The 25,246-nt window shown below is 70.9% G+C and carries 23 protein-coding genes; 15 read left to right on the top strand and 8 right to left on the bottom strand.

The window, feature by feature from the left end; all coding sequences use genetic code 11:
• The first annotated feature begins 34 nt into the window (after positions 1-34).
• Positions 35-637 carry a TetR/AcrR family transcriptional regulator gene (locus OG574_RS18870; RefSeq protein ID WP_326774191.1) on the top strand — a complete coding sequence of 201 codons (603 nt, stop codon included), beginning with the start codon at positions 35-37 and terminating at the stop codon, positions 635-637.
• Between the two features lie 18 nt (positions 638-655).
• Here OG574_RS18870 and OG574_RS18865 read toward each other — a convergent pair whose 3' ends face one another.
• Positions 656-2,341, bottom strand: a complete 1,686-nt coding sequence (locus OG574_RS18865) for an ABC transporter family substrate-binding protein (RefSeq protein WP_326774190.1) — start codon at positions 2,339-2,341, stop codon at positions 656-658.
• 264 nt (positions 2,342-2,605) lie between these two features.
• Between OG574_RS18865 and OG574_RS18860 the strand changes: the two genes are divergently transcribed.
• The 3 genes from OG574_RS18860 to OG574_RS18850 are packed head-to-tail and all read left to right on the top strand — an operon-like array spanning position 2,606 to position 6,557.
• Positions 2,606-3,589: an ABC transporter permease gene (locus OG574_RS18860; RefSeq protein ID WP_326774189.1), complete on the top strand. Its 984-nt coding sequence runs from the start codon at positions 2,606-2,608 to the stop codon at positions 3,587-3,589.
• 21 nt (positions 3,590-3,610) lie between these two features.
• A complete protein-coding gene (locus OG574_RS18855; protein WP_326774188.1) occupies positions 3,611-4,537 on the top strand; it encodes an ABC transporter permease in 927 nt (308 codons plus the stop codon).
• Positions 4,518-6,557 (top strand): dipeptide ABC transporter ATP-binding protein, encoded by a 2,040-nt coding sequence (locus OG574_RS18850; RefSeq protein WP_442816830.1) that lies wholly within the window; start codon positions 4,518-4,520, stop codon positions 6,555-6,557. The genes OG574_RS18855 and OG574_RS18850 overlap by 20 nt, the downstream gene beginning before the upstream one ends.
• Positions 6,558-6,567: 10 nt before the next feature.
• On the opposite strand, the gene OG574_RS18845 is transcribed toward OG574_RS18850, so the two are convergent.
• The 4 genes from OG574_RS18845 to OG574_RS18830 all read right to left on the bottom strand — a co-directional run bounded on the left by OG574_RS18845 (position 6,568) and on the right by OG574_RS18830 (position 10,129).
• Positions 6,568-6,891 carry a DMT family transporter gene (locus OG574_RS18845; RefSeq protein ID WP_100595965.1) on the bottom strand — a complete coding sequence of 108 codons (324 nt, stop codon included), beginning with the start codon at positions 6,889-6,891 and terminating at the stop codon, positions 6,568-6,570.
• A gap of 116 nt (positions 6,892-7,007) precedes the next feature.
• Positions 7,008-8,018 carry a ribosome small subunit-dependent GTPase A gene (gene rsgA, locus OG574_RS18840; RefSeq protein ID WP_326774187.1) on the bottom strand — a complete coding sequence of 337 codons (1,011 nt, stop codon included), beginning with the start codon at positions 8,016-8,018 and terminating at the stop codon, positions 7,008-7,010.
• A gap of 16 nt (positions 8,019-8,034) precedes the next feature.
• Positions 8,035-9,351, bottom strand: coding sequence for a 3-phosphoshikimate 1-carboxyvinyltransferase (gene aroA / locus OG574_RS18835; RefSeq protein WP_326774186.1), 1,317 nt, complete (start codon positions 9,349-9,351; stop codon positions 8,035-8,037).
• 55 nt (positions 9,352-9,406) lie between these two features.
• Positions 9,407-10,129 carry a M50 family metallopeptidase gene (locus tag OG574_RS18830; protein WP_326774185.1) on the bottom strand — a complete coding sequence of 241 codons (723 nt, stop codon included), beginning with the start codon at positions 10,127-10,129 and terminating at the stop codon, positions 9,407-9,409.
• 49 nt (positions 10,130-10,178) lie between these two features.
• On the opposite strand from OG574_RS18830, the gene OG574_RS18825 reads away from it, so the two are divergent.
• The 10 genes from OG574_RS18825 (at position 10,179) to OG574_RS18780 (ending at position 20,445) form a co-directional block, all read left to right on the top strand.
• Positions 10,179-10,994, top strand: coding sequence for an SOS response-associated peptidase (locus tag OG574_RS18825; protein WP_326774184.1), 816 nt, complete (start codon positions 10,179-10,181; stop codon positions 10,992-10,994).
• A 1-nt stretch (position 10,995) separates the two neighbouring features.
• Positions 10,996-11,685 (top strand): alpha/beta hydrolase family protein, encoded by a 690-nt coding sequence (locus OG574_RS18820; protein WP_326774183.1) that lies wholly within the window; start codon positions 10,996-10,998, stop codon positions 11,683-11,685.
• Between the two features lie 305 nt (positions 11,686-11,990).
• The gene (sigR, locus tag OG574_RS18815; protein WP_199841903.1) at positions 11,991-12,656 is read left to right on the top strand and encodes an RNA polymerase sigma factor SigR; all 666 of its coding nucleotides are present in this window, start codon (positions 11,991-11,993) and stop codon (positions 12,654-12,656) included.
• On the top strand, positions 12,653-12,964 hold the full coding sequence (rsrA, locus tag OG574_RS18810; RefSeq protein WP_326774182.1) for a mycothiol system anti-sigma-R factor: 312 nt from the start codon (positions 12,653-12,655) through the stop codon (positions 12,962-12,964). Before sigR ends, rsrA begins: the two co-directional genes overlap by 4 nt.
• Before the next feature lie 238 nt (positions 12,965-13,202).
• A complete protein-coding gene (locus tag OG574_RS18805) occupies positions 13,203-14,528 on the top strand; it encodes an HD-GYP domain-containing protein (protein WP_326774181.1) in 1,326 nt (441 codons plus the stop codon).
• On the top strand, positions 14,447-15,805 hold the full coding sequence (locus tag OG574_RS18800) for an HD-GYP domain-containing protein (RefSeq protein ID WP_326774180.1): 1,359 nt from the start codon (positions 14,447-14,449) through the stop codon (positions 15,803-15,805). Before OG574_RS18805 ends, OG574_RS18800 begins: the two co-directional genes overlap by 82 nt.
• A gap of 150 nt (positions 15,806-15,955) precedes the next feature.
• Positions 15,956-16,936, top strand: a complete 981-nt coding sequence (locus tag OG574_RS18795; RefSeq protein ID WP_100596001.1) for a tetratricopeptide repeat protein — start codon at positions 15,956-15,958, stop codon at positions 16,934-16,936.
• A gap of 65 nt (positions 16,937-17,001) precedes the next feature.
• Positions 17,002-17,652, top strand: coding sequence for a peptide deformylase (gene def, locus OG574_RS18790; protein WP_326774179.1), 651 nt, complete (start codon positions 17,002-17,004; stop codon positions 17,650-17,652).
• A gap of 322 nt (positions 17,653-17,974) precedes the next feature.
• On the top strand, positions 17,975-19,069 hold the full coding sequence (gene cyc1, locus OG574_RS18785; RefSeq protein ID WP_326774178.1) for an epi-isozizaene synthase: 1,095 nt from the start codon (positions 17,975-17,977) through the stop codon (positions 19,067-19,069).
• Positions 19,066-20,445 carry a bifunctional albaflavenone monooxygenase/terpene synthase gene (locus OG574_RS18780; RefSeq protein WP_326774177.1) on the top strand — a complete coding sequence of 460 codons (1,380 nt, stop codon included), beginning with the start codon at positions 19,066-19,068 and terminating at the stop codon, positions 20,443-20,445. The genes cyc1 and OG574_RS18780 overlap by 4 nt, the downstream gene beginning before the upstream one ends.
• 49 nt (positions 20,446-20,494) lie before the next feature.
• Here OG574_RS18780 and OG574_RS18775 read toward each other — a convergent pair whose 3' ends face one another.
• Positions 20,495-21,457, bottom strand: coding sequence for a helix-turn-helix domain-containing protein (locus OG574_RS18775; protein ID WP_326774176.1), 963 nt, complete (start codon positions 21,455-21,457; stop codon positions 20,495-20,497).
• A 94-nt stretch (positions 21,458-21,551) separates the two neighbouring features.
• On the opposite strand from OG574_RS18775, the gene OG574_RS18770 reads away from it, so the two are divergent.
• The gene (locus OG574_RS18770) at positions 21,552-21,731 is read left to right on the top strand and encodes a hypothetical protein (RefSeq protein WP_326774175.1); all 180 of its coding nucleotides are present in this window, start codon (positions 21,552-21,554) and stop codon (positions 21,729-21,731) included.
• 40 nt (positions 21,732-21,771) lie between these two features.
• Here the strand turns inward: OG574_RS18770 and OG574_RS18765 are convergent, their stop codons facing one another.
• Together OG574_RS18765 and OG574_RS18760 are read right to left on the bottom strand one after the other, a co-directional pair.
• The gene (locus OG574_RS18765; RefSeq protein ID WP_326774174.1) at positions 21,772-22,791 is read right to left on the bottom strand and encodes a ribonucleotide-diphosphate reductase subunit beta; all 1,020 of its coding nucleotides are present in this window, start codon (positions 22,789-22,791) and stop codon (positions 21,772-21,774) included.
• Positions 22,791-25,175, bottom strand: a complete 2,385-nt coding sequence (locus OG574_RS18760) for a ribonucleoside-diphosphate reductase subunit alpha (RefSeq protein ID WP_326774173.1) — start codon at positions 25,173-25,175, stop codon at positions 22,791-22,793. The genes OG574_RS18765 and OG574_RS18760 overlap by 1 nt, the downstream gene beginning before the upstream one ends.
• Positions 25,176-25,246: the final 71 nt, after the last annotated feature.

The raw sequence follows: 25,246 nt of genomic DNA, 5'->3' as shown, positions 1-25,246 counted from the left end.
GCGATTGAGCCGCTACGGCGTGGGGGAGGCGACGATGCCCACAGCGCGGGAGTCCTTGCTGGACGCGGCCGGTACGGCGCTGGCCGGGCGCCCCTGGCCTCTGGTGCGGATGATCGACGTGGCGGCCGTCGCCGGGGTGTCCCGGCAGACCCTCTACAACGAGTTCGGCAGCAAGGACGGGCTCGCGCGCGCCCTGGTCCGACGCGAGGCCGACGCCTATCTGGCGGGCGTCGACCGGGCCCTGAAGGAGGCCGGGATCGAGGCCGTCGCCGAGTGGACCGTCACCGCGGCGGGCTCCAGCGCGCTCGTACGGGCCGTGCTCACCGGCTGCTGGGGCGAGCGACTGCCGGCCCCGGCGCTCGCCGGGGTGCCCTCGTCGTCCACCGTGCCCGCGCAGCGCCGGGCCGACGGGCCGCTCCCCGGTCCCGGCGACCTGGTGAAGCTGGTCCGCGAGCGGGCCGCGGCCGCGCTCCGTTCGACGGGGCGGCCGCGGGTGGAGGCGGACCAGCTGGCCCGCGACTGCGAACTGGCCGTCCGGCTCGCCCTGTCCTGTCTGCTCGCCCCGCCGGGCGACGGTGGGGTGGGGCGCCTCCTGAGGGAGGCGCTGCCGCACCGGCGCCGGGACGCCACCGCCTGAAGTGACGTACCCGGTGAGCTACTTGAGCCAGCCGATCTTCGTGTAGTCGCTGCTGGCGAGGCCTTCGGCGCCGTAGTTCGCGAGGCCGGAGCGGACCGCGACGATCTGCGGCCGCTGGTACAGCTCGATGGAGTGGCCGAGCTTCCACAGCTCCTTGTCGGCCTCGTTGTAGAGCTTGTTCGCCTCGGTGGTGTCCGTGGTCCGCTGGGCCTCCTTCAGCAGACCGTCGATCTTCGGGGAGCCGATGGAGCCGTAGTTCTGGAAGAGGTTCTTGCCCTGCGGCTGGACGAAGGTCGGGACGACGACGCTCTTGAAGACGGCGTCGACGTTGCGGAAGCTCGTCAGGTCGAAGTTGCCGGTGTTCACGAACTTCGTGAAGTAGTCGTTGGCCGGGACCTTCTTCAGCGTGACCTTGATGCCGACGGCCGCCAGCTGCTGCTGCACCAGCTCCGCCTGGTCGACCTGGGCCGACGAACTGCCCGCGCTCAGCGTGTACTCGAGCGTGAGGTCCTTGCCGCCCTTGGTGCGCGTCTTGCCCTCACCGGCCGACTTCCAGCCGGCCTCGTCGAGCAGCTTGTTCGCCCTCTCGGGGTCGTACGTGCCGTACTCGCCCGAGTTGTTCTGGTAGCCCTCCTGGTTGGGCATGAACAAGTGGTTGTCGAGCGGCTTCAGCTCGAAGGAGAGGTCCTTGCTGAAGGCTGCGTTGATGCCCTTGCGGTCGATCGCGTTGCCGAGCGCCTGGCGCACGCGGACGTCCTTCAGCGGGCCGTGCGCGCCGTTGAGCGCGATGTGCACCTCGTCCCAGCGCGCGCCGCGCCGGATGTCCGTGCCGGCCGACTTCACCAGGCGCTTGTAGTCCTCGGGCAGCAGCGCGGTGGCGGCGTCGATCTCCTTGTTGAGATACGCCTCGGTGGTCGCGGTGAAGTCGACGATCCGATAGACGACGGAGTCCAGCTTGGGCTTGGGACCCCACCAGGCCGGGTCCGGCACGATGGTGATCGTCTGGGCTGTCCTGTCGATGTTCTTGATCTTGAAGGCGTTCGCGGTGACCGGGAGCTTCTGCGTCCAGCCCTTGTTGAACTTCTCCGGGGTGTCGATGTACGCCGCCGGGTACACAGGGTCGAAGAGGTTCTGCCACTCGGCGTACGGCTTGTCGAAGGTGATCCGGACGCCGTGCGCGTCCTTGCCCTGCTCGACCTTGGATATCTGCTCGTAGCCGTCGGTGACGGCCGCCTCGTAGTCCTTGTCCGTGTTGTTGAGGGCCTTCCACTGAGCGGCGAAGTCCTTCCAGCTCAGCGGCTTTCCGTCGGACCACTTGGCCTTCGGGTTCAGCTCGTACTCCACGACCTGCGGGTCGGTGGAGACGACCTTCGCCGAGACCAGGAAGTTCGGGTTGACGTGCTGGGCGCCCTTGGCGTCGTTGTCGAACAGGTCGGGCAGCAGCGCCGCGTCCACCTCCGTGGCGTCCCCTTGGAAGCCGTCGGGGGTGTTCCAGTTGAAGTTCGCGGGCCACGTCGACAGGCCCATCTTCAGCGCCCCGCCCTGCCGGAGATCGCTCACCGGATGCGCGTTGATGTCCTGACCGTCCACCGCCGGCGCGGCCTCTTTCCGTACCGGCTTGTCGTCGTCGGACGACCCGCAGCCCGCCAGCACCAGAGTGGCCGACAGGGCTGCGGCGACGGCGGTGAGGGTGGATCTGCGCATGGGTCTTCCTCCGGTCCGGGCTGCGGCGGCGGAGCGGCCGCATGTCAGCCGAGACCGTAGACCCGCGGGAGTTGACGGCGGAAGAGTGCGGCGACCTTGACATGCGCTCTTCACAAAGCAGCAACAACCCGCGATCATGCTGGAGTTGAAAACTGATGACCCCTCATCGATGACAGCCGATGAGGGGATCCGGGCACGGTCCCCGGTCGTCATCAGGTGTGTTTCAGCGAGAGTTCGGCGCAATCCGCAGTGAGGGCAGGAACGGTGTCGGCATATCTGGCCAAGCGGCTCGGCTACTACGTGGTCCTGCTGCTCGTCGCCGTCTGCCTCTCCTACCTGATCGCCTCGCTCGCGCTCGACCCGCGCGCCTACTACGAGGGCCGCCAGCCGCCCCTGTCGCCCTCGGCGGTCGACCACCACCTCACCGCGATGGGCGTCAACGACCACAAGCCGCTCGCCGAACGATTCCTGGCCTGGGCCGGGCACGCCGTGCGCGGCGATCTCGGGCAGACCATCGACGGGTCGTCCGTCGCCGCCGAGTTCGGCCGGCGGATCGGGGTGAGCCTGCGCCTGCTGCTGCTCGGCACGATCGCCGGCACGGTGGTCGGGGTGATCGCCGGGGCGTGGACGGCGGTGCGCCAGTACCGGCTGTCCGACCGGGCGCTGACCCTCGCGTCGTTCGCGCTGCTCTCGACCCCGGTCTTCCTGCTGGCCGTACTGCTCAAGATCGGCGCCATCTGGTTCAACCAGCAAACCGGGACCGAGCTCATCCAGTTCACGGGCGAGAAGAGCCCGGGTGTCGACAACGGCTTCTGGGCCGTCCTGAAGGACCGCTCGGTGCACCTGCTGCTGCCGACGATCTCCATCGCCCTCGGCGCCGTCGCCGGGTACAGCCGCTACCAGCGCTCCGCCATGCTCGACGTGCTCGGCGCCGACTATCTGCGCACGGCCCAGGCGAAGGGGCTGACCCGGCGCACGGTGCTGCTGCGGCACGGACTGCGTACGGCCCTCATCCCCATGTCCACGTTCTTCAGCTACGGCTTCCTCGCTCTGTTCACGGGCGCCACCTTCACCGAGACGATCTTCGGCTGGCACGGCATGGGCGAGTGGTTCGTCTCCTCCATCGGCAAGAACGACGTCAACTCCGTCGTCGCCGTCAATGTGTTCGCTGCCGTGGTCGTGCTGCTGTCCGGCTTCCTCGCCGACGCCCTGCACGCCGCACTCGACCCGCGCGTCCGGCGCGCCTGACGCCCGAGGACGTCCCCTGCCATGACCACCACCGCCAGCGCCGTGCTCGACCCGGTGCTCCCGGCCGTACCCCCCCGGGGCCGGGCCGGCGTCGTCGCACGCCGCTTCCTGAGCCACCGCGGCGCCCTCGCCGGGGCGACGGTCCTGCTGCTGCTCGTCGCCCTCGCCGTGCTCGGCCCGTACCTCGCCGAGTGGACGTACAGCAAGGTCGACTACACGGCGCTGCGCGAGGGCCCGTCGGCCGACCACTGGTGGGGCACCAACCGCATCGGTCAGGACGTCTTCGCGCAGACCGTGCGCGGGCTCCAGAAGTCCCTGGTGATCGGGGTTCTGGTGGCCCTGTTCTCGACCGGGCTCGCGGCGCTGGTCGGCGCGTGCGCCGGGTACTTCGGCGGCTGGGCGGACCGGGCGCTCATGTTCGTCGTCGACCTGCTCCTCGTCTTCCCCTCGTTCCTCATCATCGCGATCGTCTCGCCGCGGCTGCGGGGTGGCGGCTGGTTCGCGTTCGTGGGACTGCTGGCCGTCTTCGGCTGGATGATCACCGCGCGGGTGGTGCGCTCGATGACCGTGTCCCTCAAGGAACGCGAATTCGTGCGCGCCGCCCGCTACATGGGCGTCGGACCCTTCCGGATCATCTGGCGGCACGTCCTGCCCAACGTGGCGTCCTTCCTGATCATCGACGCCACGATCGCGGTCGGCGGCGCGGTGATGAGCGAGACGGCGCTGTCGTACTTCGGGTTCGGCGTGCAGGCGCCCGACGTCTCGTTGGGGACCCTGATCGCCTCGTCGACGGGCGCGGCCATCACCTACCCCTGGATGTTCTTCTTCCCCGCCGGGCTCCTCATCGTCTTCGTGCTCGCGGTGAACCTGGTGGGGGACGGGCTGCGCGACGCGTTCGATCCGACGAGCGCGGCCGCCACGAGGAAGGGTGTGCGCCGTGCTGCTTGAGGTGTCCGGGCTCCAGGTCGACTTCGACGGGAAGCCCGCAGTACGCGGCGTGGACCTGGCGCTGGAGCGGGGAGAGGTCCTCGGCCTGGTGGGCGAGTCGGGGTCGGGCAAGTCCGCGACCGCGCTGGCCCTCCTCGGCCTGCTGCCCGCCGGCGCCGCCGTCCGCGGATCGGTGCGGCTCGACGGGCAGGAGCTGGTCGGCGCGTCCGACCGGGATCTCTCACGGGTGCGCGGCAGCCGGATCGGGATGGTGTTCCAGGACCCCCTGTCGGCCTTCACGCCCGTGTACCGGATCGGGGACCAGATAGCCGAGGCCGTGCGGGCCCACCAGAAAGTGTCCGGACGAGCGGCGCGGGCACGCGCCGTTGAGCTGCTCGACCTCGTAGGGATCCCGGAACCGGCCGCGCGCGCCGACGCCTTCCCGCACGAGTTCTCCGGGGGCATGCGCCAGCGGGCCATGATCGCGATGGCCATGGCCAACGACCCCGACGTCATCGTGGCCGACGAGCCGACGACGGCGCTCGACGTGACGATCCAGGCCCAGGTGCTCGACGTACTGCGGACGGCTCAGCGGGAGACGGGTGCGGCCGTCGTGCTGGTCAGCCATGACCTGGGGGTCATCGCGGGGATGGCCGACCGGGTGACGGTGATGTACGCCGGCCGTGTGGTCGAGAGCGGGCCCGTGGACGACGTGTTCCGGGAGGCCCGGATGCCCTACACGCTGGGGCTGATGGGGGCGGTGCCGCGGCTCGACGGGGCGGCGGACGTGCTGGTACCCGTGCCGGGGGCTCCGCCGGGGGGCGGAGAGTTGGGCGGGAGGTGCGCGTTCGCGCCCAGGTGCCCCTTGGCGGTGGAGGCGTGTCTGAGCGAGGTGCCTCCGTTGCGGGCCGTTGCGGGTGCGGCGGCGCCTCACCTTGCCGCCTGTGTGCGCGCCGATGAGGTTCGTGGACTCGCCCCGCAGGACGTCTTCCCCGTGCCCGGGATCCCCGAACGCGGTGAACGCCCCCCGGCGGAGCCCGTGTTGAAGGTGCGTGGGCTTGCCAGGACGTTTCCCGTGTTCAAGGGGAGCGCCTTCAGGCGGCGGGTCGGGAGCGTCTACGCCGTCGACGGGGTGGACCTCGACATCCGCGGCGGAGAGACCCTCGCGCTCGTCGGCGAGTCCGGGTCGGGGAAGTCCACCACCCTCTTCGAACTCCTCGAACTGGCACGGCCCGAGGCCGGGGACGTCGAGCTGTTCGGGCAGTCCGTGGGCGGGCTCGGGAAGGCGGGGCGGGCGGCGTTGCGGCGGCGCGTGCAGATCGTGTTCCAGGACCCGATGGCCTCCCTGGATCCCCGGATGCCGGTCGGCGACATCATCACCGAGCCGCTGCGCGCCCAGGGCGCGGACCGGGCGGCGATCGCGCGCCGGATCCCCGTACTCCTGGAACAGGTCGGCCTCGACCCCGCCGACGCTGAGCGCTTTCCGCACGAGTTCTCCGGCGGCCAGCGGCAGCGCGTCGGGATCGCGCGGGCTCTGTCCGTCGAGCCGGAGCTGCTCGTCCTGGACGAACCCGTCTCCGCTCTCGACGTCTCCGTACAGGCGGGCGTCCTCAACCTGCTCCAGCGGCTCAAGGCGGAACTCGGCCTCGCCTATCTCTTCGTCTCGCACGACCTGTCCGTCGTGCGGCACATCGCGGACCGTGTGAGCGTCGTGTACCTGGGGCGGACCGTCGAGTCCGGGCCCGTGGCCGACGTCTTCGAGGGGCCTCTGCACCCCTACACCCAGGCACTGTTGTCCGCGGTGCCGCTGCCCGACCCCGAGCGGGAGCGGGTACGGCAGCGGGACCGGATCCTGCTCGCCGGGGATCCGCCGAGCCCGACGCGGCGCTACGAAGGATGCCGTTTCCGGGCGCGCTGCCCCGTCTACGCGGACCTGCCCGGGGCCGACAGGGAACGCTGCGAGCGCGAGGTGCCCGCGAGCCCGGTGGCCGGGAAGCAGAGCGCTGCCTGCCACTTCCCGCGCGTACGGGACGTCGTGTGAGCGTGGCGGCTCAGTGCGCCGAGCCCGACAGCTGAAGCCCGATCACACCGACGATCACGAACGAGATCGAGACGAGCTTGAGGGTGGAGACCAGGTCGTCGAGGAAGACCATGCCGTAGATCGCGGTGCCCGCCGCGCCGATGCCCGTCCACACCGCGTACGCGGGACCCACGTCGAGCTTGCGCAGCGCGAGCGTGAGGAGGCCGAAGCTGCCGAGGGCGAAGCACGAGAACGCGATCGTCGGCCAGAGCCGGGTGAAGCCGTGCGAGAGCTTCAGGCAGACCGCGAAGCCGGTCTCGAGAATCCCCGCCACGATGACCAGCAGCCACGCCATGTGCTTGCCTCCAGCATCTTCGACTTCCGTGACCGCTTCGTACGCTTTCGATCTTGCGTCCGGCTTGGTGCGAGTATGCACTTACCGTCGCGGGGCGGTCGCAAACAACGCTGAGGTCAGTCGCCCTCGCGTCGCTCCCTCGTGGCGAGCAGCCGCCGCAGTGAGTACAGACGCGCGGGATCGGCATGTCCCTGAGCGACCCACTCGTCGAGCGCGCAGTCCGGCTCGTCGTGGCTGCACGCGCGCGGACAGTTCTCCGTGCCCGGCTCCAGGTCGGGGAAGGCGTGGATGACGCGGGACGGGTCGACATAGTGCAGACCGAAGGAGCGCACGCCCGGGGTGTCGATCACCCAGCCGCTGTCGTCGGGCAGCGGCAGCGCGAGCGCGGACGTCGTGGTGTGCCGGCCGCGGCCCGTGACCGCGTTGACATGGCCCGTCGTACGCCGGCTGCCCTTCGGCACCAACGCGTTCACCAGCGTCGTCTTGCCGACGCCGGAGTGGCCGACGAACACGGTGATCTTGCCGTCGAGCTGCTCGCGCACCCGGGCGACCGCCGCCCCGCTCTCCAGCTCGTCCCGGCTGGTGACGACGTAGGGGACGCCCAACGCCCCGTACATCTCCAGGAGCTTGTCCGGCGGGTCGAGGTCCGACTTGGTAAGCACGAGGAGCGGGTCGAGGCCGCTGTCGTACGCGGCGACGAGGCAGCGGTCGATCATGCGGGGGCGCGGCTCGGGGTCCGCGAGAGCGGTGACTATGGCGAGCTGGTCCGCGTTGGCGACGACCACGCGCTCGTACGGGTCGTCGTCGTCGGCCGTGCGGCGCAGGACGGAGGTGCGCTCCCCGATGCGGACGATGCGGGCGAGGGTGTCCTTCTTGCCGGACAGATCCCCGACGACGGAGACCTGGTCGCCGACCACGGCCGCCTTGCGGCCCAGCTCGCGGGCCTTCATCGCGGTGACGGGGATGTCGTCGATGAGGACGGTGAGGCGGCCCCGGTCCACGGTCAGGACCATGCCGTCAGCGGCGTCCTCGTGCTTCGGGCGGATGTTCGTGCGCGGGCGGTTGCCCTTGCGGTTGGGGCGGACGCGGATGTCGTCCTCGTCGGGGTTCTTGCCGTAGCGGCGCATGATCTCGATCCGCCCGTCAGTTCCCCAGCATCCCGGCCCACAGGTCGGGGAAGTCGGGCAGGGTCTTGGCGGTCGTCCCCACGTTCTCGATCTCCACGCCCGGCACGGCGAGGCCGATGATCGCGCCCGCGGTGGCCATGCGGTGGTCGTCGTACGTGTGGAAGATCCCGCCGTGCAGGCGGCGCGGCCGGATGTGCAGGCCGTCGGCGGTCTCGGTGACGTCGCCGCCGAGCTCGTTGATCTCCTTGGTGAGCGCGGCCAGGCGGTCCGTCTCGTGCAGGCGCAGGTGCGCCACGCCCCGGAGCGTGGAGGGGGAGTCGGCGAGGGCCGCGACGGCCGCGATGCCGGGCGTCAGCTCGCCGACCTCGCTCAGGTCCACGTCGATGCCGTGGATCGCGCCGGATCCGGTGAACTCGAGGCCCTGCCCGGTCAGTTCGCAGGAGCCGCCCATCAGGGTGAAGATCTCGCGCAGCCGGTCGCCGGGCTGCGTCGTGCGCTCCGGCCAGTCGGGGACGGTGACCTTGCCGCCGGTGACGAGGGCCGCGGCCAGGAACGGCTGGGCGTTCGACAGGTCGGGCTCCACCGTCAGGTCGCGGCCGAGCAGGGCGCCCGAGGTGACGCGCCAGACGTTCGGCTCGCCGCCGGACTCCGGGGTGTCGACCTGGGCGCCGACCGTGCGCAGCATGTCGACGGTCATCCGGATGTGCGGCATCGAGGGCAGCGGGCCGCCGACGTGACGCACCTCGACCCCCTGGTTGAAGCGCGGCGCGGACAGCAGGAGGGCGCTGACGAACTGTGACGAGGAGGACGCGTCGATCTCGACCCGGCCGCCGTCGAGGGCACCGGTGCCGTGCACGGTCATCGGGAGCGAGCCGCGGCTGTCGTCGTCGATCCGGGCGCCGAGCACGCGCAGCGCGTCGATCACGCCGTTCAGCGGCCGCTCGTACGAACGGGGGTCGCCGTCGAAGCGCACCGATCCGTCGGCGAGCGCCGCGACCGGGGGCAGGAAGCGCATCACCGTACCGGCGTTGCCCACGTCGACCGTGGCCGGGCCGCGCAGCCCCGAAGGGATGACGCGCCAGGCCTCGCCGGAACCGTCCGGGCCCACGCCCTCCTCGATGCCGACGCCCATGGCGCGCAGGGCGGCCGCCATCAGGAGCGTGTCGCGCGAGCGCAGCGGGCGGCGCAGCCAGCCGGGCTCGGCGGCGAGCGCGGCCAGGACGAGCGCGCGGTTGGTGACCGACTTCGACCCCGGCACATGGACCGTCGCGAAGACGGGGCCGCTCGCGTGGGGGGCGGGCCAGAGAGAGGTGTGCACGGGGATTTCGGTCATGCCTTTACTTTAGTGGGCTCAGGCGATCGGGCCGGATCACGAGCCCCCACCGGGGTCAGAGTCCCAGCAGCCAGCGGCCCCCGCCGAGCAGCGAGCACAGCGAGACGGCGTGGAAGAAGAACAGCCACATTCCCGCCGGCACGTGCGTGAGCCGCGACAGCTGGTCCGCGTCGGAGTCCCCGGCCCCGCCCCGCCTGCGCTTGCTCTGCAGCTCGAACGCGGGCCGCACGCCGCCCAGGAGCAGGAACCACACGACGACGTATGCGAACGCGGCCTGCACCTGCGGTCCCGCCAGCCAGGACACGAGCACGAAGAGGCCGCCGGTCAGGATCACGGTCAGCGCGCCGTACGCGTTCCTGATCATCACGAGCAGCGCCAGGAGCAGGGCCGTGGCCAGCCACAGGAGGGCCGTGATGTGCCCGGCGGCGAGCAGCGCCGCGCCGCCGAGTCCGAGGAGCGGGGGAGCGGTGTAGCCGGCGGCCGCGGTCAGGATCATGCCCAGGCCCGACGGCTTGCCACGGCTGACCGTGAGGCCGCTGGTGTCCGAGTGCAGCCTGATGCCGTCGAGACGGCGCCCGCTGAACAGGGCCACGATGCCGTGCCCGCCCTCGTGGGCGATGGTGATCGCGTTGCGGGAGAGCCGCCATATGTTGTGCGGGACGATCACGGCGAGCGCGACCGCCGCTGTGGCGAACACCACCCACTGATCGGGGTCGGACTGGCTGCCGAAGACCCGGTCCCACAGGTCGGCGGCGCCACTACTCGCGGTGACGTACATGGCTGGAGCGGCTCCCTCTGGCGGGCCAGTATCTGGCACTGTGGCACGTATGTGCGGACGGTATGCATCGAGTCGTAGGCCCGAGGATCTCGCAGGAATCTTTGAGGTCGAGAAGTGGGAGCCCGAGGAGACCCTCGCGCCCGACTTCAACGTGGCCCCGACCAAGGAGGTCTACGCGGTCCTCGACCGCCCTGTGAAGGACGCTGCCGACCGGAATCCGGTTCGCCAGCTGCGCACTCTCAAGTGGGGCCTCGTGCCGTCGTGGTCGAAGACCCCCGAGGGCGGCGCCCGGATGATCAACGCCCGCGCCGAGACGGTGTACGAGAAGCCCTCGTACCGCCGCGCCTTCTCGAGCCGCCGCTGCATCCTGCCCGCCGACGGCTACTACGAGTGGGTCACCGGCGTCGGCGAGCGCGACCTGGAGGTCGAGGGCAAGAAGAAGCGGCCGCGCAAGCAGCCCTACTTCGTCACGCCCGCCGACGGCTCCGTCTTCGCGATGGCGGGCCTGTACGAGTTCTGGCGCGACGGCACCCTGCCCGACGAGCACCCGCTCGCCTGGTGGGTGACCTGCACGGTCATCACCACCGAGGCGGAGACCGCGCCGCTCGCCGTCGCCCCCGACGAGGGGCCCCGCTCGCTCTCCGACATCCACCCCCGCATGCCGCTCATGCTCACGCCGGACCGCTGGGACGCCTGGCTCGACCCGGCGCACACCGACGTCGACGACCTGAAGTCGTTGCTCGCGCCGCCGCCGGAGGGCCTGATGCGGGCCTACCCCGTCTCGACCTCGGTCAGCAACGTGCGCAACAACGGGCCGGAGCTGCTCAAGGAGCTGGAAGGGCCCGAGGAGGGCACACTCTTCTGACGTGACCAAGAACGTGACCAAGAACACGACCACGAGAGCCGCCGGGCCCGCCGCGAAGACCGAGAACGTCGAGACCGGCGCAGGTGAGGCCCGCATCACCTGGCACCCGGCCCCCGGGAAGAAGGCCCGCCTCGTCCTGGCCCTCAGCCATGGCGCCGGCGGCGGCATCGAGGCGCGTGACCTGAAGGCCGTCGCCGCCGAGCTGCCCGCACACGGAGTGACCGTCGCCCTCGTCGAGCAGCCGTGGCGGGTGGCCGGCAAGAAGGTGGCGCCCGCGCCGAAGACTCTGGACGTCGGCTGGCGCGGGGTGTGGCCCGCCCTGGAGAAGCCGGGGCTCCCGGTCGTCTCGGGCGGGCGCAGCGCGGGCGCGCGCGTGGCGTGCCGGACGGCGCGAGAACTCGGCGCGGCCGCCGTCCTCGCCCTGAGCTTCCCGCTCCACCCGCCGGGCCGCCCCGAGAAGTCCCGCGCCGACGAACTCCTCGGCGCCGGGGTCCCCACCCTCGTCGTCCAGGGCGGCAACGACCCCTTCGGGAAGCCCGCGGAATTCCCCGGATCCACCGCGTACGAGCTCGTCGAAATCCCTTACGGGGACCACGGGTTCGCGGTGCCGAAGCGGGCGGACATCGGCCAGGACGAGGCCGTGGCACTCATAGTGGACGCCGTCGTGAAGTGGGCCGGATCACTCGCGTGACGCCCGGGAATGTTGCGGCCCGGGCGTCTGTTGTCCGGAACAGACGGTGCGAGAGTGCTGTCGAAGACGTGCGAGAAGTCACGCGTTGTCACGAGTGCTTACGAGAGGAAGTCCGCCGCATGGGTTCGATCATCTGCCCGAGCCGCAGCAGCGCCGCTGACCTGGAGTGGAGCGTGCTGCACGCGGCGAAGACCGCCCCCATTCGGACGGCGGGCGGACCCGATCACCAGGCCGCTTCGACCGAGGGTCGTCTATTCTCCGATTCGAGTGGGGTCTCCTTCGGCCCCGCCACGTCGTTGGAGGAGGTGGGTCCGGTCACTGGCACCGACGCAGGGACCGAACACGGCCAGGCGGAAGAGCCCGAGGAGACCGCCGCGGAGCGCAGCCTGCGCTTCGAGCGCGACGCGCTCACGTTCCTCGACCAGATGTACTCGGCTGCGCTGCGCATGACGCGCAACCCGGCCGATGCCGAGGACCTGGTGCAGGAGACCTACGCGAAGGCGTACGCGTCGTTCCACCAGTTCCGCGAGGGCACGAACCTCAAGGCGTGGCTGTACCGCATCCTCACGAACACCTTCATCAACTCGTACCGCAAGAAGCAGCGCGAGCCCCAGCGCAGTGCCGCCGAGGAGATCGAGGACTGGCAGCTGGCGCGTGCCGAGTCGCACATGTCGACCGGCCTGCGTTCCGCCGAGTCGCAGGCGCTCGACCACCTGCCCGACTCGGACGTGAAGTCGGCGCTCCAGGCGATCCCCGAGGAGTTCCGCATCGCGGTCTATCTCGCCGACGTAGAGGGCTTTGCGTACAAGGAGATCGCGGACATCATGGGGACACCCATCGGGACGGTGATGTCCCGGCTCCACCGGGGCCGTCGCCAGCTGCGCGGCATGCTCGAGGACTACGCCCGCGACCGCGGACTGGTCCCGGCCGGTGCCGGGGAGTCGAACGAAGCGAAAGGCTCGGGCTCATGAGCTGCGGCGAGCACCACGAGACGGACTGCAGTGAAGTCCTCGACCATCTCTACGAGTTCCTCGATCACGAGATGCCGGACAGCGACTGCACGAAGTTCGAGACGCACTTCGAGGAGTGCTCTCCGTGCCTCGAGAAGTACGGCCTCGAGCAGGCCGTGAAGAAGCTGGTCAAGCGGTGCTGCGGCCAGGACGACGTACCGAGCGACCTGCGGTCGAAGGTCATGGGCCGCATCGACCTGATCCGGTCGGGGCAGGCCGTGCCCGACCAGGACGTGACGGCGTCGGCTCCCAAGCTGCGGGAAGCCTGAGACTGCGGCCCCGGGGCCGAGCGGTGATGAGCGGGACGTGACGGCGATATGTCACGTCCCGCCGCCGTTCCCCGCCATTCCCGGCCGGGTTCCCCGCCCCTCGTTCTCCACCCCCGTCACCCGAATGTGCTAATCCGCCGTCGGGTGGCCCGGGGAATCCTCGCGATGCCGCCCGCGCGCCCTCTCCACCGCTCTATTCTCCGGAACCTGAAGCGGGATCACGGGGAGGGGGGTCGGTATGCGCACGGTTCCGCCAGTGGCCCTCGGCTATGTCCTGTGCGCGGCCGGCGGCGCCCTCGCGTGCCTGGCCCCCGCCGCGGGCCCGGCCACACCCTGGCCCGCCGTCGGACTCCTCGCCGTCCTCTACACGGGATGCGAACACGCGGGCCAGTGCCGTGTGATCGGGCGGCGCGTACCCAAGGGCATGGGCACCTTCTTCCCGGTCCTGCTCGCCGGAGCGTTCCTCCTGCCGCCCGCGGCTGCCGCACTCGTCGCCGTGCCCGGAGCGCTCGTCGCCAGGACCGACCGGCGCCCGGCCGGCCTGCGCCGCGTCTGGCGCGCCGCCCAGCTCGCCCTCGCCACCTGGGCCGCCGCCCGCGTCCACGGAGCGCTCGGCGGCACCGCGGCGGTGTCCGCGCCCCACTTCCCGTACGCGCTCGTGCCCGCCGGAGCGGCGGTCCTCGTCTTCTGCGCCGTCCTCGCCCTGCTCGACGGCGGCATCCTCGCCACCGCCGAACGCGTCCCGCTGCGCGCCGCCTGGCGCGGCCTCTTCCCGAGCGCCCTCGGACCCGTCGCCGTGCACGGCCTCGCGGGCCTCATGATGGCCGTCCTGTGGCGCAGCCCGTACGGCCCGTTCGCCGCGCTGCTCGTGCTGCTGCCGATGTACATCTCCTGCTGGGTGTTCGCCCAGTACCACCGCGAGCGCGCCGCCCACCAGGAGACGATCCGGGCCCTCGTACAGGCCGTCGACATCAAGGACGGATACACGCGGGGCCACAGCGAGCGGGTCGGCCAGGCGTCCATGATGATCGCCCGCGAACTCGGCATGGCGGACGAGCGCGCCGAGGTCCTGCGGTTCGCCGGGATCCTGCACGACGTCGGCAAACTCGGCGTCCCCACCCGCCTGTTGCGCAAGGACGGCCCGCTGACCCCCGAGGAGCGGCGCATCATCGAACTGCACCCCGAGTACGGGCACGAGATGGTGCGCGGCATCGGGTTCCTGGGGGAGGCGCGGGCGGCGATCCTGCATCACCACGAGCGGATGGACGGCAGCGGGTACCCCTACGGGCTCACGGGGGCGCAGATCCCGGAGTTCGCGCGGGTGGTGGCGGTGGCGGACGCGTTCGACGCGATGACGTCCACCCGGTCCTACTCGAGGGCGCGGCCCGTCGACGTCGCCCTCGCCGAGCTGTCCCGGTGCGCGGGCGCGCAGTTCGACCCGCTGATGGTCGGGGCGCTGGTGCGGGCGCTCGGGCGGCACGGATGGAACCCCGCCGTGACCGCGGACGAGGCCGCCGGGCAGATGCCCGGGCCCCGCGTCACGCGGCGGGCGGCCCCGCGGTGACGTGGACGCGGTCCCCGGGTCCGGGGAGCGGCCGGGCGCGCACCACGATCGCGGCCGTCCAGGGCCTCGCCGTCGTGCTCAGTGCCGTCTCCCTGGGCGCCACCCTCTGGAAGGGGCTGGAGGAGCCCGGGACGGCGCTCGCCTTCGGCGTGCTCATCGCCGTCGGTGAACTCGCGCGCTGGGGGGCACCCGGAAGGGACCGGGAGCCGGCCCCACTTGGGGTCGCCGGCGCGCTCGCGTACGCACTCCTCGGGGAGACGGCGGGGCAGGCGACGCATCACGGAGCGCTCCAGGTCGTCGCCGTCTGCGTCGCTGCCGCGCTCGTCGGCTCCGTGCCGCATCTCGCGGTCGGGCGCGGGCCGTCCGCCGACCACATGGCGCGGCGCGTCCTCACCGTCGCCTTCGCCGCCGTCTGCTTCCAACCCCTGTACAACGAGGGCAGGTTCGGCGCCTGGCTCGGCGACGGCGCGCCCTACGCGCTGCTGCTCGTCGGGCTGCTCGTCCTGACCGCGCTGTGCGACGCCGTCCTCGCTGCGGCCATGGCGCACGCCCGTACCGGCTGGCCGTTCGGGCCGCTGCTCAGGGACGAGCTGCGGGCCATGAGCGGCATCGGCTCCGCGGTGTGCGCCACCGGTGCCGTCATCGCCCTCGCCGTGGCCGTCGCCGGACTGTGGGCACTGCCCGTCTTCTGCCTGCCCCTCCTCCTGACCCAGCTCGCCTTCCGTCGGTACGCCGCCGTGCGGACCACGTACCGGCAGACGATCGCCTCGCTGGCCCGCGCCACCGAGATCGCCGGCTACACGCCCCAGGGCCACGCCCTGCGCGTCGCGGCGCTCAGCCGCGCCGTGGGCCGTGAGCTGGGTCTCTCCGAGCCCGACCTCACAGTCCTGGAGTACGCGGCCCTCATGCACGACATCGGGCAGCTGTCCCTCGTCGACCCCGTGGCCGACGGCGCCACCGCCGCCCTGCCCGCCCAGGAGCAGCGCCGGATCGCGCTGCTGGGCGGGGCCGTCGTGCGCCAGACGGGCGTGGACGCCGAGGTCGCCGTCGTCGTCGAGCGCCAGGCCGACCCCTACCGTGAGCAGCCCCTCACCGCGCGCATCGTCCGCACCGCCAACGCATACGACGAGATGGCCCGGGGAGAAGGTCCCCAGGGCCCCCTCACCGCCCTGGAGCGACTGCGTCTGGCCACGGGGCGCGACTACCAGCCCGATGTGGTGGAATCCCTGGCCAGGGTCGTGTCGAGGGGCGGGGTGACCCTGCCCCCGGCTGGGTAACCCATGGGTAATGAGCGGCTGTCCGGCCGCACGTGGTTGGATGCGAAGAAGAGGATGTCCGGGGGCTCAGGCCCCGGCCGTGCTCCTTGGGGGAAGGCCTCCCGAGGGCACCGTCCCCCGGACCGACAGGCGGGAATGCAGGCGGGAATCGTGAGGATCTTCGGCAAGGGACGGCACCGGCCCTCCGCCTCATGGCGGCAGGCCACCGATCGGGCGTTCACGCTCATCGGCGACGGCCGGTACGAGGACGCCGGGGCCCTGCTCACCCGGGCCGCCGACCTCGAGCCGTGGCTGTCCGAGTCCTGGTTCAACCTCGCGCTGCTGCACAAGTTCCGGCACGACTGGGAGCAGGCGCGGGCCGCGGGCCTGCGCGCGGTCGCCCTCCTGGACCGCGAGAGCGGCGCCCCCGACTGGTGGAACGTGGGCATCGCGGCCACCGCCCTGCAGGACTGGCCGCTCGCACGGCGGGCCTGGCAGGCGTACGGACTGAAGGTGCCGGGCGGCGCGACCGCCGCCGGTGAGCCGACCGGCATGGACCTGGGCAGCGCCGCCGTGCGGCTGTCGCCGGAGGGCGAGGCCGAGGTGGTGTGGGGGCGCAGGCTCGACCCCGCCCGCATGGAGGTCCTGTCCATCCCGCTGCCGTCCTCCGGGCGGCGCTGGGGCGAGGTCGTGCTGCACGACGGTGTGCCCCACGGGGAGCGGACGACGGCCGCCGGGCACTCGTACCCCGTCTTCGACGAGATCGAGCTGTGGGCTCCCTCGCCCGTCCCCACCTGGGTCGTTCTCCTGGAGGCGGCGACCGAGGCCGACCGGGACGCCCTGGAGCAGCTCGCCTCCGACGCCGGTTTCGCCGCCGAGGACTGGTCGTCCTCCGTGCGGCTGCTGTGCCGGATGTGCTCCGAGTCGCGGATGCCGTCCGACGAGGGCGACGGCGAGCACCTGGACCCGCACGACCACAGCGAGCCCGGACATCCGGGGCCGCTCGGCCACCGCACGGACGGCCAGCTGTGGGTGCCCGAGCGCGAGTGCGGTGTCGCGGCGCCCGCGGCGCTGGTGCGGGGGCTGCTCGACGGCTGGGTCGCGGACAGCCCGGACTCCAGGGACTGGCGGGACCTTGAAGAGGTCTGCTGACCGGTCCCCGTAGGCTGTACCCCGGAAAATTTGTCGTAGCAGGTACCGGAAGGCGTACGTCGGACATGGCGCAGCAGGACACCGAGCACGAGCACGCCGGAGTGCTCCCCGTGGACGACGAGGGCTTCGTCCTCGACACCGAGGACAACGCCGCCCGCGAGGAGGCCGCCGTCGCGCGCGGCACGTCGCGGCCGATCACCGTCGTCGGGAACCCCGTCCTGCACAAGGAGTGCAAGGACGTCACCGAGTTCGGCGACGAGCTCGCGCAGCTGGTCGACGACATGTTCGCCAGCCAGCGCACCGCGGAGGGCGTGGGCCTCGCCGCCAACCAGATCGGCGTCGACCTGAAGGTCTTCGTCTACGACTGCCCGGACGACGACGGGGCGCGTCACACCGGCGTGGTCTGCAACCCGGTGCTCCAGGAGCTGCCCGCGGACCAGCGCCGCCTCGACGACTCGAACGAGGGCTGCCTGTCCGTGCCGACGGCGTACGCGCCGCTCGCGCGTCCCGACTACGCGGTGGTGACCGGGCAGGACGAGAAGGGCAACCCGATCAAGGTCCGCGGCACGGGCTACTTCGCGCGCTGCCTCCAGCACGAGACGGACCACCTGTACGGGTACCTGTACATCGACCGCCTCTCCAAGCGCGAGCGCAAGGACGCCATGAAGCAGATGGCCGAGGGCACCCCGCGCTACGAGGTCGTCTCCAACGACTGAGTGGGAAGGGCCTGTTGGGCCCTGAGCGCACCCGAGTGACATCCGAGCGGCGTCCGGCCAGGTTCCCAACTGGCCGGGCGCCGCTCGCGTGTTCGGGGCCCGGACCACCCTTGCGGTCAGGTGTGCGAACCGGATCGGCCCCAGATGATCCAGAATCAGTCACCTATGGGGACTTTTCCGGCGCATGGGGGGAGTGAGGGGAGCAAATCCGTTCCCAGAACGGTCAGTTGTAGTGCTGAATAGAAAGTGCGGGGATACGCAACGGCGCGCGCCCGGCACAGCGGAGGGGCGCACGCCATCGGGCGGCTGAGAGGGGTTGTTCGTGCCTGCTTTCTCACACAGCACTTCACGGACTCGGGTGCAGACACAGACGCAGACAGCGGTCCCACCGGCGCTGGCGCTACCGGTGATCGAGGAGGCGTTTCCTCGCAATCTGCATCCGTATTGGCCAAAGCTTCAGGAGAAGACGCGGTCCTGGCTGCTCCAAAAGCGGCTCATGTCGCCGGACAAGGTGGAGAAATATGCCGATGGCCTTTGCTACACCGACCTCATGGCGGGCTACTACATAGGAGCCCCCGACGACCTCCTCTCCGCGATTTGCGACTACAGCGCGTGGTTCTTCGTCTGGGACGACCGCCACGACCGCGACGTGATCCACGGCAGGGCCGGCGCCTGGCGACGCCTCGCGGTCCAGCTCCACGCGGCACTTGAGGCACCTCAGCTCCATCTGCACCACAAGGACCCTCTGGTTGCGGCGTTCGCCGACAGTGTGCTCCGGCTGAACGGCTCCCTCACCCGTTCATGGAACGCCCGGTTCGCCCGCCACTTCCACGTGGTGATCGACGCCTACGACCAGGAATTCCAGAACCGGACCTCGGGAACGGTGCCTTCGGTCGAGGAGTACATCGAACTCCGAAGGAATACCTTCGCACACTGGATATGGCTCGATCTCCTCGAGCCGACCGCGCAGTACGAGCTCCCGGAATGGGTACTCGAAAGCCCCGCATACCGGCGTGCCGCGCTCGCGTGCCAGGATTTTGCCGCGTGGTACAACGACCTGTGCTCACTGCCCAAGGAACTCGCGGGCGATGAACTCCACAACCTCGGGATAAGCCTCATCCAGCATGAGGGGATTTCCCTCGAAGAGGCCGTGGAAGAAGTCCGCCGAAGGGTTCGCGGATGCATTTTTGAATTCCTGGTCGCGGAGCCCGAAGTTCTGCGTATGGCGAACGAATCGGCCGACGGGACTTTAGCGGGCGAGAGCCTCGCCCAAGCACTCAGGTCGTGCGTCTCCAATATGCGGAACTGGTTCAGTTCCGTGTACTGGTTCCACCACGAGTCGGGCCGCTATCAGGTGGACAGCTGGGACGACCGCGCCACTCCTCCGTACATCAGCGACCAGGCAGGTGACGAATGACCGTCGAATCGGCAGAATCCTCCGTTCCGGCCGTGGCGGAGCCCGGTGAGCGACGCACACCGCCGTACGCCGGCGGCGGCGCGCCCCTCCTCGGGCACGCCTGGAACCTCGTGCGCGACCCCCTCGCCTTCGTGGCCTCACTGCGCGGCCACGGCGACCTGGTCCGCCTCCGGCTCGGCCCGAAGACGGCGTACGCGGTCTGCGATCCCGACCTCGTGGCCGCGCTCCTCAAGAGCCCCGACTACATGGTCGGCGGGCCCCTCTGGGACACCCTCGGAGTGCTCCTCGGCAAGGGCGTGGCGACCAGCAACGGGCCCATGCACCGGCGCCAGCGGCGCACCATCCAGCCCGCGTTCCGCACCGACCGCATCGCCGACTACGCGACCGTGATGGAGGAGGAGGCGCGCGCCATGGCGGCGCGCTGGAAGCCCGGCGAGACGGTCGACATCGGCGCCGAGGTGTTCCGCACGGCGGTGCGCATCGTCGCCCGCTCCGTCCTGCACGTCGACTCGGTCGACGAGCGCGCCGACCGGCTCAGCTCCTCGCTGCACACGGTCTTCAGCGGCCTGTACCGGCGCATGGTCCTGTCCGTCGGACCCTTCTACCGGCTGCCACTTCCGGCCAATCGCCGATTCGAGCGGGCCTTGGCCGATTTGCATCGGCTGGTGGACGAGATCATTGCCGAGCGGCGCGCGTCCGGCGTCAATCCGGGTGACCTGCTCGCGGCATTGCTCGGCGCCGAGGACGAGAATGGCGAAACGGTCGGCGAGCAGGAGGTGCACGACCAAGTCGTCTCCCTCGTCGTGGCCGGCGCGGAGAATGTCGCGTCGACCCTCACGTGGACGTTCCAGCTCCTTGCGGAACACCCCGAGCAGGAAAGCCGGTTGCACGAGGAGGTTGAATCCGTGACGGCCGGCCGCCCCGTCGCATTCGCCGACCTCAAGGGCCTAATCCATACGCGCAATGTCATCACGGAGGCGATGCGCATACGGCCGGCCGTATGGATATTGACGCGGCAGGCCGCCGTCGATACCGAGCTCGGCGGCTATCACATTCCGGCCGGTGCGGACATCGTCTACAGCCCGTATGCGATGCAGCGCGATCCGCGGTCCTTCCCGGACCATCTGGAGTTCGACCCCGACCGCTGGCTGCCGGAACGCGCCGCGGAAAGCCGGCAGAGCGCGATGATGCCGTTCAGCGTCGGCAACCGGAAGTGCCCCGGCGATCACTTCAGCATGGCCGAACTGGCCATCATCCTGGCCACGGTGACGCCCCGCTGGCGACTGGTTCCGGCCGCGGAGACGGACAGCACGGCCCGCATCGGGATCACGCTCCAGCCCAAGCGGGCGCTGCTGCGGGTGGAGGAGCGCGGGTAGCGGTCCAGCGCCGGGTGCGCGGGGGCCGGTCGGCCGGCTTCCCGCGCACTCAGGCCGCGGACCGCACGCGGAACGTACGCCGGAAGGCGTTGGGCGTCGTGCCCAGCGCCTTCATGAACTGATGCCGCATCGCCGCCGCATTGCCGAACCCGGCCCGCCCGGCGATCGACTCCACCGTCTCGTCCGTCTGCTCCAGCAACTCCTGTGCCAGCAGCACCCGTTGGCGAAGCAGCCACCGGTACGGCGTCGTCCCCGTCTCCTGCTGGAAGCGGCGCGCGAAGGTGCGCGGCGACATGAGGGCGCGCGCCGCGAGCTCCTCGACCGTCAGCGTCTCGTCCAGATGGGCCTCCATCCACGCCAGTACGCCCCCCACGGTGTCGCAGGGAGTGACGGGCAGCGGCCGCTTCACGTACTGGGCCTGCCCGCCGTCGCGGTGGGGCGGGACCACCATGCGGCGGGCGATGGCGTTGGCGACCTCGGAGCCGTGCTCCGTGCGGACGATGTGCAGACAGGCGTCGATGCCGGCGGCGGTGCCCGCCGAGGTGATGACCGGCCCCTCGTCGACGTACAGGACGTCGGGGTCGACGCGGGTGCGCGGGTGGCGCACCGCCAGTTCGTCCGCGTACCGCCAGTGCACCGCGGACCGCCGTCCGTCGAGGAGCCCGGCCGCGCCGAGCACGAAGACGCCCGAGCAGACGCTGAGGACGCGCGCGCCCCGGTCGACCGCGCGGCGCAGTGCGTCGAGCAGCTCGGGCGGGTAGCCGTCGCGCAGGGTGCCCGCCGCGGGGACGGCGATGAGGTCGGCCTCCTCCAGCCGCTCCAGGCCGAACGGGGTGGAGATCGTCATGCCCGGCACATGGGTGGCCAGCTCCGGCCCTTCGACGGACACCGCCGCGAAGTCGTACACGGGGAGCCCGGCCTCGCTGCGGTCGAGGCCGAACACCTCGCAGATGACGCCGAGTTCGAAGGGGTGCACACCGTCGAGCAGCACTGCGGCAACGTTCTTCAGCATGCCGTCCAGTGTGCCGCACGGTTGGCAGTAATTCGAGGGTCAGTGACAGTCCTGCCACTGCCGGATGAGTCCGCGACGGACGAGAGTGGAGGACATGAACACAGCGATGAACTTCCTCACCGTCCTCTTCGTCTTCCTCCTCCTGGCCGCCCCGTCCCTGTACGGGGCCGCCCACGACCGCCGGATCGACCGGCAGATCCGGGAGGCCCGGCAGGCAGCCCGGCGGGACGCCGAACGCCCGTCCCGCCGGGCCGAGTTCACGACCGTCGCCTAGAGATCGCGGCCGAGAGATCCCGGCCCGGAGGCCCTCCGGCCTAGAAGTCCTCGTCGAACCCGACCGAGCCCTCGACGGCGACCTGGTAGGCCGACGGCCGGCGCTCGAAGAAGTTCGTCAGTTCCTGGACGCCCTGGAGCTCCATGAAGGAGAAGGGGTTCTCCGAGCCGTAGACCGGCGCGAAGCCGAGGCGCTGGAGACGCTGGTCGGCGACGCACTCCAGGTACTGGCGCATCGAGTCGGTGTTCATCCCGGGCAGGCCCTCACCGCACAGGTCGCGGGCGAACTGGAGCTCGGCCTCGACCGCCTCGCGCAGCATCGCGGTGACCTGCTCCTGGAGCCGGTCGTCGAACAGGTCCGGCTCCTCCTTGCGGACGGTGTCGACGACCTCGAACGCGAACGACATGTGCATCGTCTCGTCGCGGAACACCCAGTTCGTGCCGGTCGCGAGGCCGTGCAGCAGGCCGCGGCTGCGGAACCAGTACACGTAGGCGAACGCCCCGTAGAAGAACAGGCCCTCGATGCACGCCGCGAAGCAGATCAGGTTGAGGAGGAAGCGGCGGCGGTCCGCCTTCGTCTCCAGGCGGTCCAGCTTCTCGACCGAGTCCATCCACTTGAAGCAGAACTCTGCCTTCTCACGGATGGAGGGGATCTCCTCGACCGCGTCGAACGCGGCCGCGCGGTCCTCCGGGTCGGGGAGGTACGTGTCCAGGAGGGTCAGGTAGAACTGGACGTGCACGGCCTCCTCGAACAGCTGGCGCGACAGATACAGGCGCGCCTCGGGGGAGTTGATGTGCTTGTACAGCGTCAGGACCAGGTTGTTCGAGACGATCGAGTCACCCGTCGCGAAGAACGCGACCAGGCGGCCGATCATGTGCTGCTCGCCCGGCGAGAGCTTCGCGAGGTCGGCGACGTCCGAGTGGAGGTCGACCTCCTCGACGGTCCAGGTGTTCTTGATCGCGTCCCGGTAGCGCTCGTAGAAGTCCGGGTAGCGCATGGGACGCAGGGTCAGTTCGAAGCCCGGGTCGAGCAGGTTCTTCTCGGAGTTGGCGGTGGTCATTACTGGCAGGCCTCGCAGGACTCGGGGTTTTCGAGGGAGCAGGCGACGGCCTCGGGGTCGGCGGCCTGCTGGGCGGGGATGGGGGCGGCGGACGCCGCGCGGGCGATCCGCGTCGCCGGGCGCGAGCGCAGGTAGTACGTCGTCTTGAGACCCGACTTCCAGGCGTACGCGTACATCGACGAGAGCTTGCCGATGGTGGGCGTCTCCAGGAACAGGTTCAGGGACTGCGCCTGGTCGAGGAACGGCGTACGGGCCGCCGCCATGTCGATCAGACCGCGCTGCGGGATCTCCCACGCCGTGCGGTACAGCTCGCGCACCTCGGCCGGGATCCAGCCGAAGCCCTGCACGGAGCCGCTGGACTCGCGCAGCGCCTCGCGGGTCTGCGCGTCCCACACGCCGAGCCGCTTGAGCTCCTGGACCAGGTAGGAGTTGACCTGGAGGAACTCGCCGGAGAGCGTCTCGCGCTTGAACAGGTTGGAGACCTGCGGCTCGATGCACTCGTAGACACCCGCGATGGACGCGATCGTGGCGGTGGGCGCGATGGCGAGGAGCAGGGAGTTGCGCATCCCGGTGGCGGCGATGCGCTCGCGCAGCGCGGCCCAGCGCTCCGGCCAGGTCAGCTCGACGCCGTAGTGGTCCGGGTGCAGCACGCCGCGCGCGGTGCGGGTCTTCTCCCACGCGGGGAGCGGACCGTTGCGTTCGGCGAGGTCGGCGGACGCCTCGTACGCGGCGAGCATGATGCGCTCGGCGATCCGCGTGGACAGGGCCTTCGCCTCGGGGGAGTCGAAGGGCAGCTTCAGCTGGAAGAAGACGTCCTGGAGGCCCATCGCGCCGAGGCCCACCGGTCGCCACTTGGCGTTGGAGCGGCCGGCCTGCTCGCTCGGGTAGAAGTTGATGTCGACGACGCGGTCGAGGAACGTGACGGCCGTGCGCACGGTCGCGTCCAGGCGCTCCCAGTCGATAGCGCCGTCGCGCACGAAGGCGCCGAGGTTGACCGATCCCAGGTTGCAGACCGCGGTCTCGCCGTCGTCCGTGACCTCGAGGATCTCGGTGCACAGGTTCGAGGAGTGAACGACGTTGCCGCGCTCCGCCGTCTGGTTGGCGGTGCGGTTGGCGGCGTCCTTGAAGGTCAGCCAGCCGTTTCCGGTCTGCGCCAGGGTGCGCATCATGCGGCCGTACAGCTCGCGGGCCGGCATCGTCTTCTGCGCGAGCCCGGCGGCCTCCGCCGCGCGGTACGCGGTGTCGAACTCCTCGCCCCACAGGTCGACGAGGTCGGGCACGTCGGACGGCGAGAAGAGCGACCACGTGCCGTCGTCGGCGACGCGGCGCATGAACTCGTCCGGGATCCAGTGCGCGAGGTTGAGGTTGTGGGTGCGCCGGGCGTCCTCGCCCGTGTTGTCCCGCAGCTCCAGGAACTCCTCGATGTCGGAGTGCCAGGTCTCCAGGTAGACGGCCGCGGCGCCCTTGCGCCGGCCGCCCTGGTTCACGGCCGCGACGGAGGCGTCGAGAGTCTTCAGGAACGGCACGATGCCGTTGGAGTGCCCGTTCGTGCCGCGGATCAGCGAACCGCGCGAGCGGATGCGCGAGTACGAGAGGCCGATGCCGCCCGCGTGCTTCGACAGGCGCGCCACCTGGTGGTAGCGGTCGTAGATGGAGTCCAGCTCGTCGAGGGGCGAGTCGAGGAGGTAGCAGGACGACATCTGCGGGTGGCGGGTGCCGGAGTTGAAGAGCGTCGGCGACGACGGCAGGTAGTCGAGGCGGCTCATCAGGCGGTACAGGGAGGCGACTTCGTCGAGGGCGCGGACCGAGTCGTCCTCGGCGAGGCCGCACGCGACGCGCAGCATGAAGTGCTGCGGGGTCTCGACGACCTGCCGGGTGATCGGGTGGCGCAGCAGGTAACGGCTGTGCAGGGTGCGCAGTCCGAAGTAGCCGAAGCGGTCGTCGGCGCCCTCGGCGGCGGAGGCGGTGACGAGCGCGTCGAGGCGTTCGGCGTGCAGCTGCACGAAATCGGCCGTGCGGTCGGCGATCAGGCCCTCGCGGTGGCCCACCGCGACGGATTCGGAGAACGAGGTGACGCCCTGCGACGCGGCCTCCTCGGCGATGCTGATCGTCAGGAGCCTGGCGGCGAGCCGCGAGTACTCCGGGTCCTCGGAGATGAGGCCCGCGGCGGCCTCGGTGGCGAGAGAGCGCAGCTCGGCGGTGATGCCGGAGTCCGCCACGGCGGACCTGCCGCGCAGCGCGGCGGCGGCGACCTTGCCCGGGTCGGTGTCCGTCAGGTCGGCGGTCAGTTCGGTCAGGGTGCGCAGCAGCGCGGTTCCCGGGGCGTCGTGCTGTTCGGGGTTCCCTGCCAGCTCTGAGGCCGGTTCGGCGGGCGCGATGGTCACGTGGAGCTCTCCCTCGCTCGGCTCTGGGCCTGACGGGGAGGAGGGCACGGGGGCATGGCGGAGCCCGCGTC

It is taken from the genome of Streptomyces sp. NBC_01445, from assembly GCF_035918235.1.
In the GTDB taxonomy this organism is placed as follows: domain Bacteria; phylum Actinomycetota; class Actinomycetes; order Streptomycetales; family Streptomycetaceae; genus Streptomyces.
The sequence above is the reverse complement of the archived record's forward strand: the minus strand, read 5'-3'. Positions and strand labels throughout refer to the sequence as shown.

Coding starts and splice junctions, on each gene's coding strand:
- OG574_RS18870 (WP_326774191.1), top strand. CDS start 35: ATGCCCACAGCGCGGGAGTCCTTGCTGGACGCGGCCGGTACGGCGCTG.
- OG574_RS18865 (WP_326774190.1), bottom strand. CDS start 2,341: ATGCGCAGATCCACCCTCACCGCCGTCGCCGCAGCCCTGTCGGCCACT.
- OG574_RS18855 (WP_326774188.1), top strand. CDS start 3,611: ATGACCACCACCGCCAGCGCCGTGCTCGACCCGGTGCTCCCGGCCGTA.
- OG574_RS18845 (WP_100595965.1), bottom strand. CDS start 6,891: ATGGCGTGGCTGCTGGTCATCGTGGCGGGGATTCTCGAGACCGGCTTC.
- rsgA (WP_326774187.1), bottom strand. CDS start 8,018: ATGCGCCGCTACGGCAAGAACCCCGACGAGGACGACATCCGCGTCCGC.
- aroA (WP_326774186.1), bottom strand. CDS start 9,351: ATGACCGAAATCCCCGTGCACACCTCTCTCTGGCCCGCCCCCCACGCG.
- OG574_RS18830 (WP_326774185.1), bottom strand. CDS start 10,129: ATGTACGTCACCGCGAGTAGTGGCGCCGCCGACCTGTGGGACCGGGTC.
- OG574_RS18825 (WP_326774184.1), top strand. CDS start 10,179: ATGTGCGGACGGTATGCATCGAGTCGTAGGCCCGAGGATCTCGCAGGA.
- rsrA (WP_326774182.1), top strand. CDS start 12,653: ATGAGCTGCGGCGAGCACCACGAGACGGACTGCAGTGAAGTCCTCGAC.
- OG574_RS18805 (WP_326774181.1), top strand. CDS start 13,203: ATGCGCACGGTTCCGCCAGTGGCCCTCGGCTATGTCCTGTGCGCGGCC.
- OG574_RS18800 (WP_326774180.1), top strand. CDS start 14,447: ATGGAACCCCGCCGTGACCGCGGACGAGGCCGCCGGGCAGATGCCCGG.
- def (WP_326774179.1), top strand. CDS start 17,002: ATGGCGCAGCAGGACACCGAGCACGAGCACGCCGGAGTGCTCCCCGTG.
- OG574_RS18780 (WP_326774177.1), top strand. CDS start 19,066: ATGACCGTCGAATCGGCAGAATCCTCCGTTCCGGCCGTGGCGGAGCCC.
- OG574_RS18775 (WP_326774176.1), bottom strand. CDS start 21,457: ATGCTGAAGAACGTTGCCGCAGTGCTGCTCGACGGTGTGCACCCCTTC.
- OG574_RS18770 (WP_326774175.1), top strand. CDS start 21,552: ATGAACACAGCGATGAACTTCCTCACCGTCCTCTTCGTCTTCCTCCTC.
- OG574_RS18765 (WP_326774174.1), bottom strand. CDS start 22,791: ATGACCACCGCCAACTCCGAGAAGAACCTGCTCGACCCGGGCTTCGAA.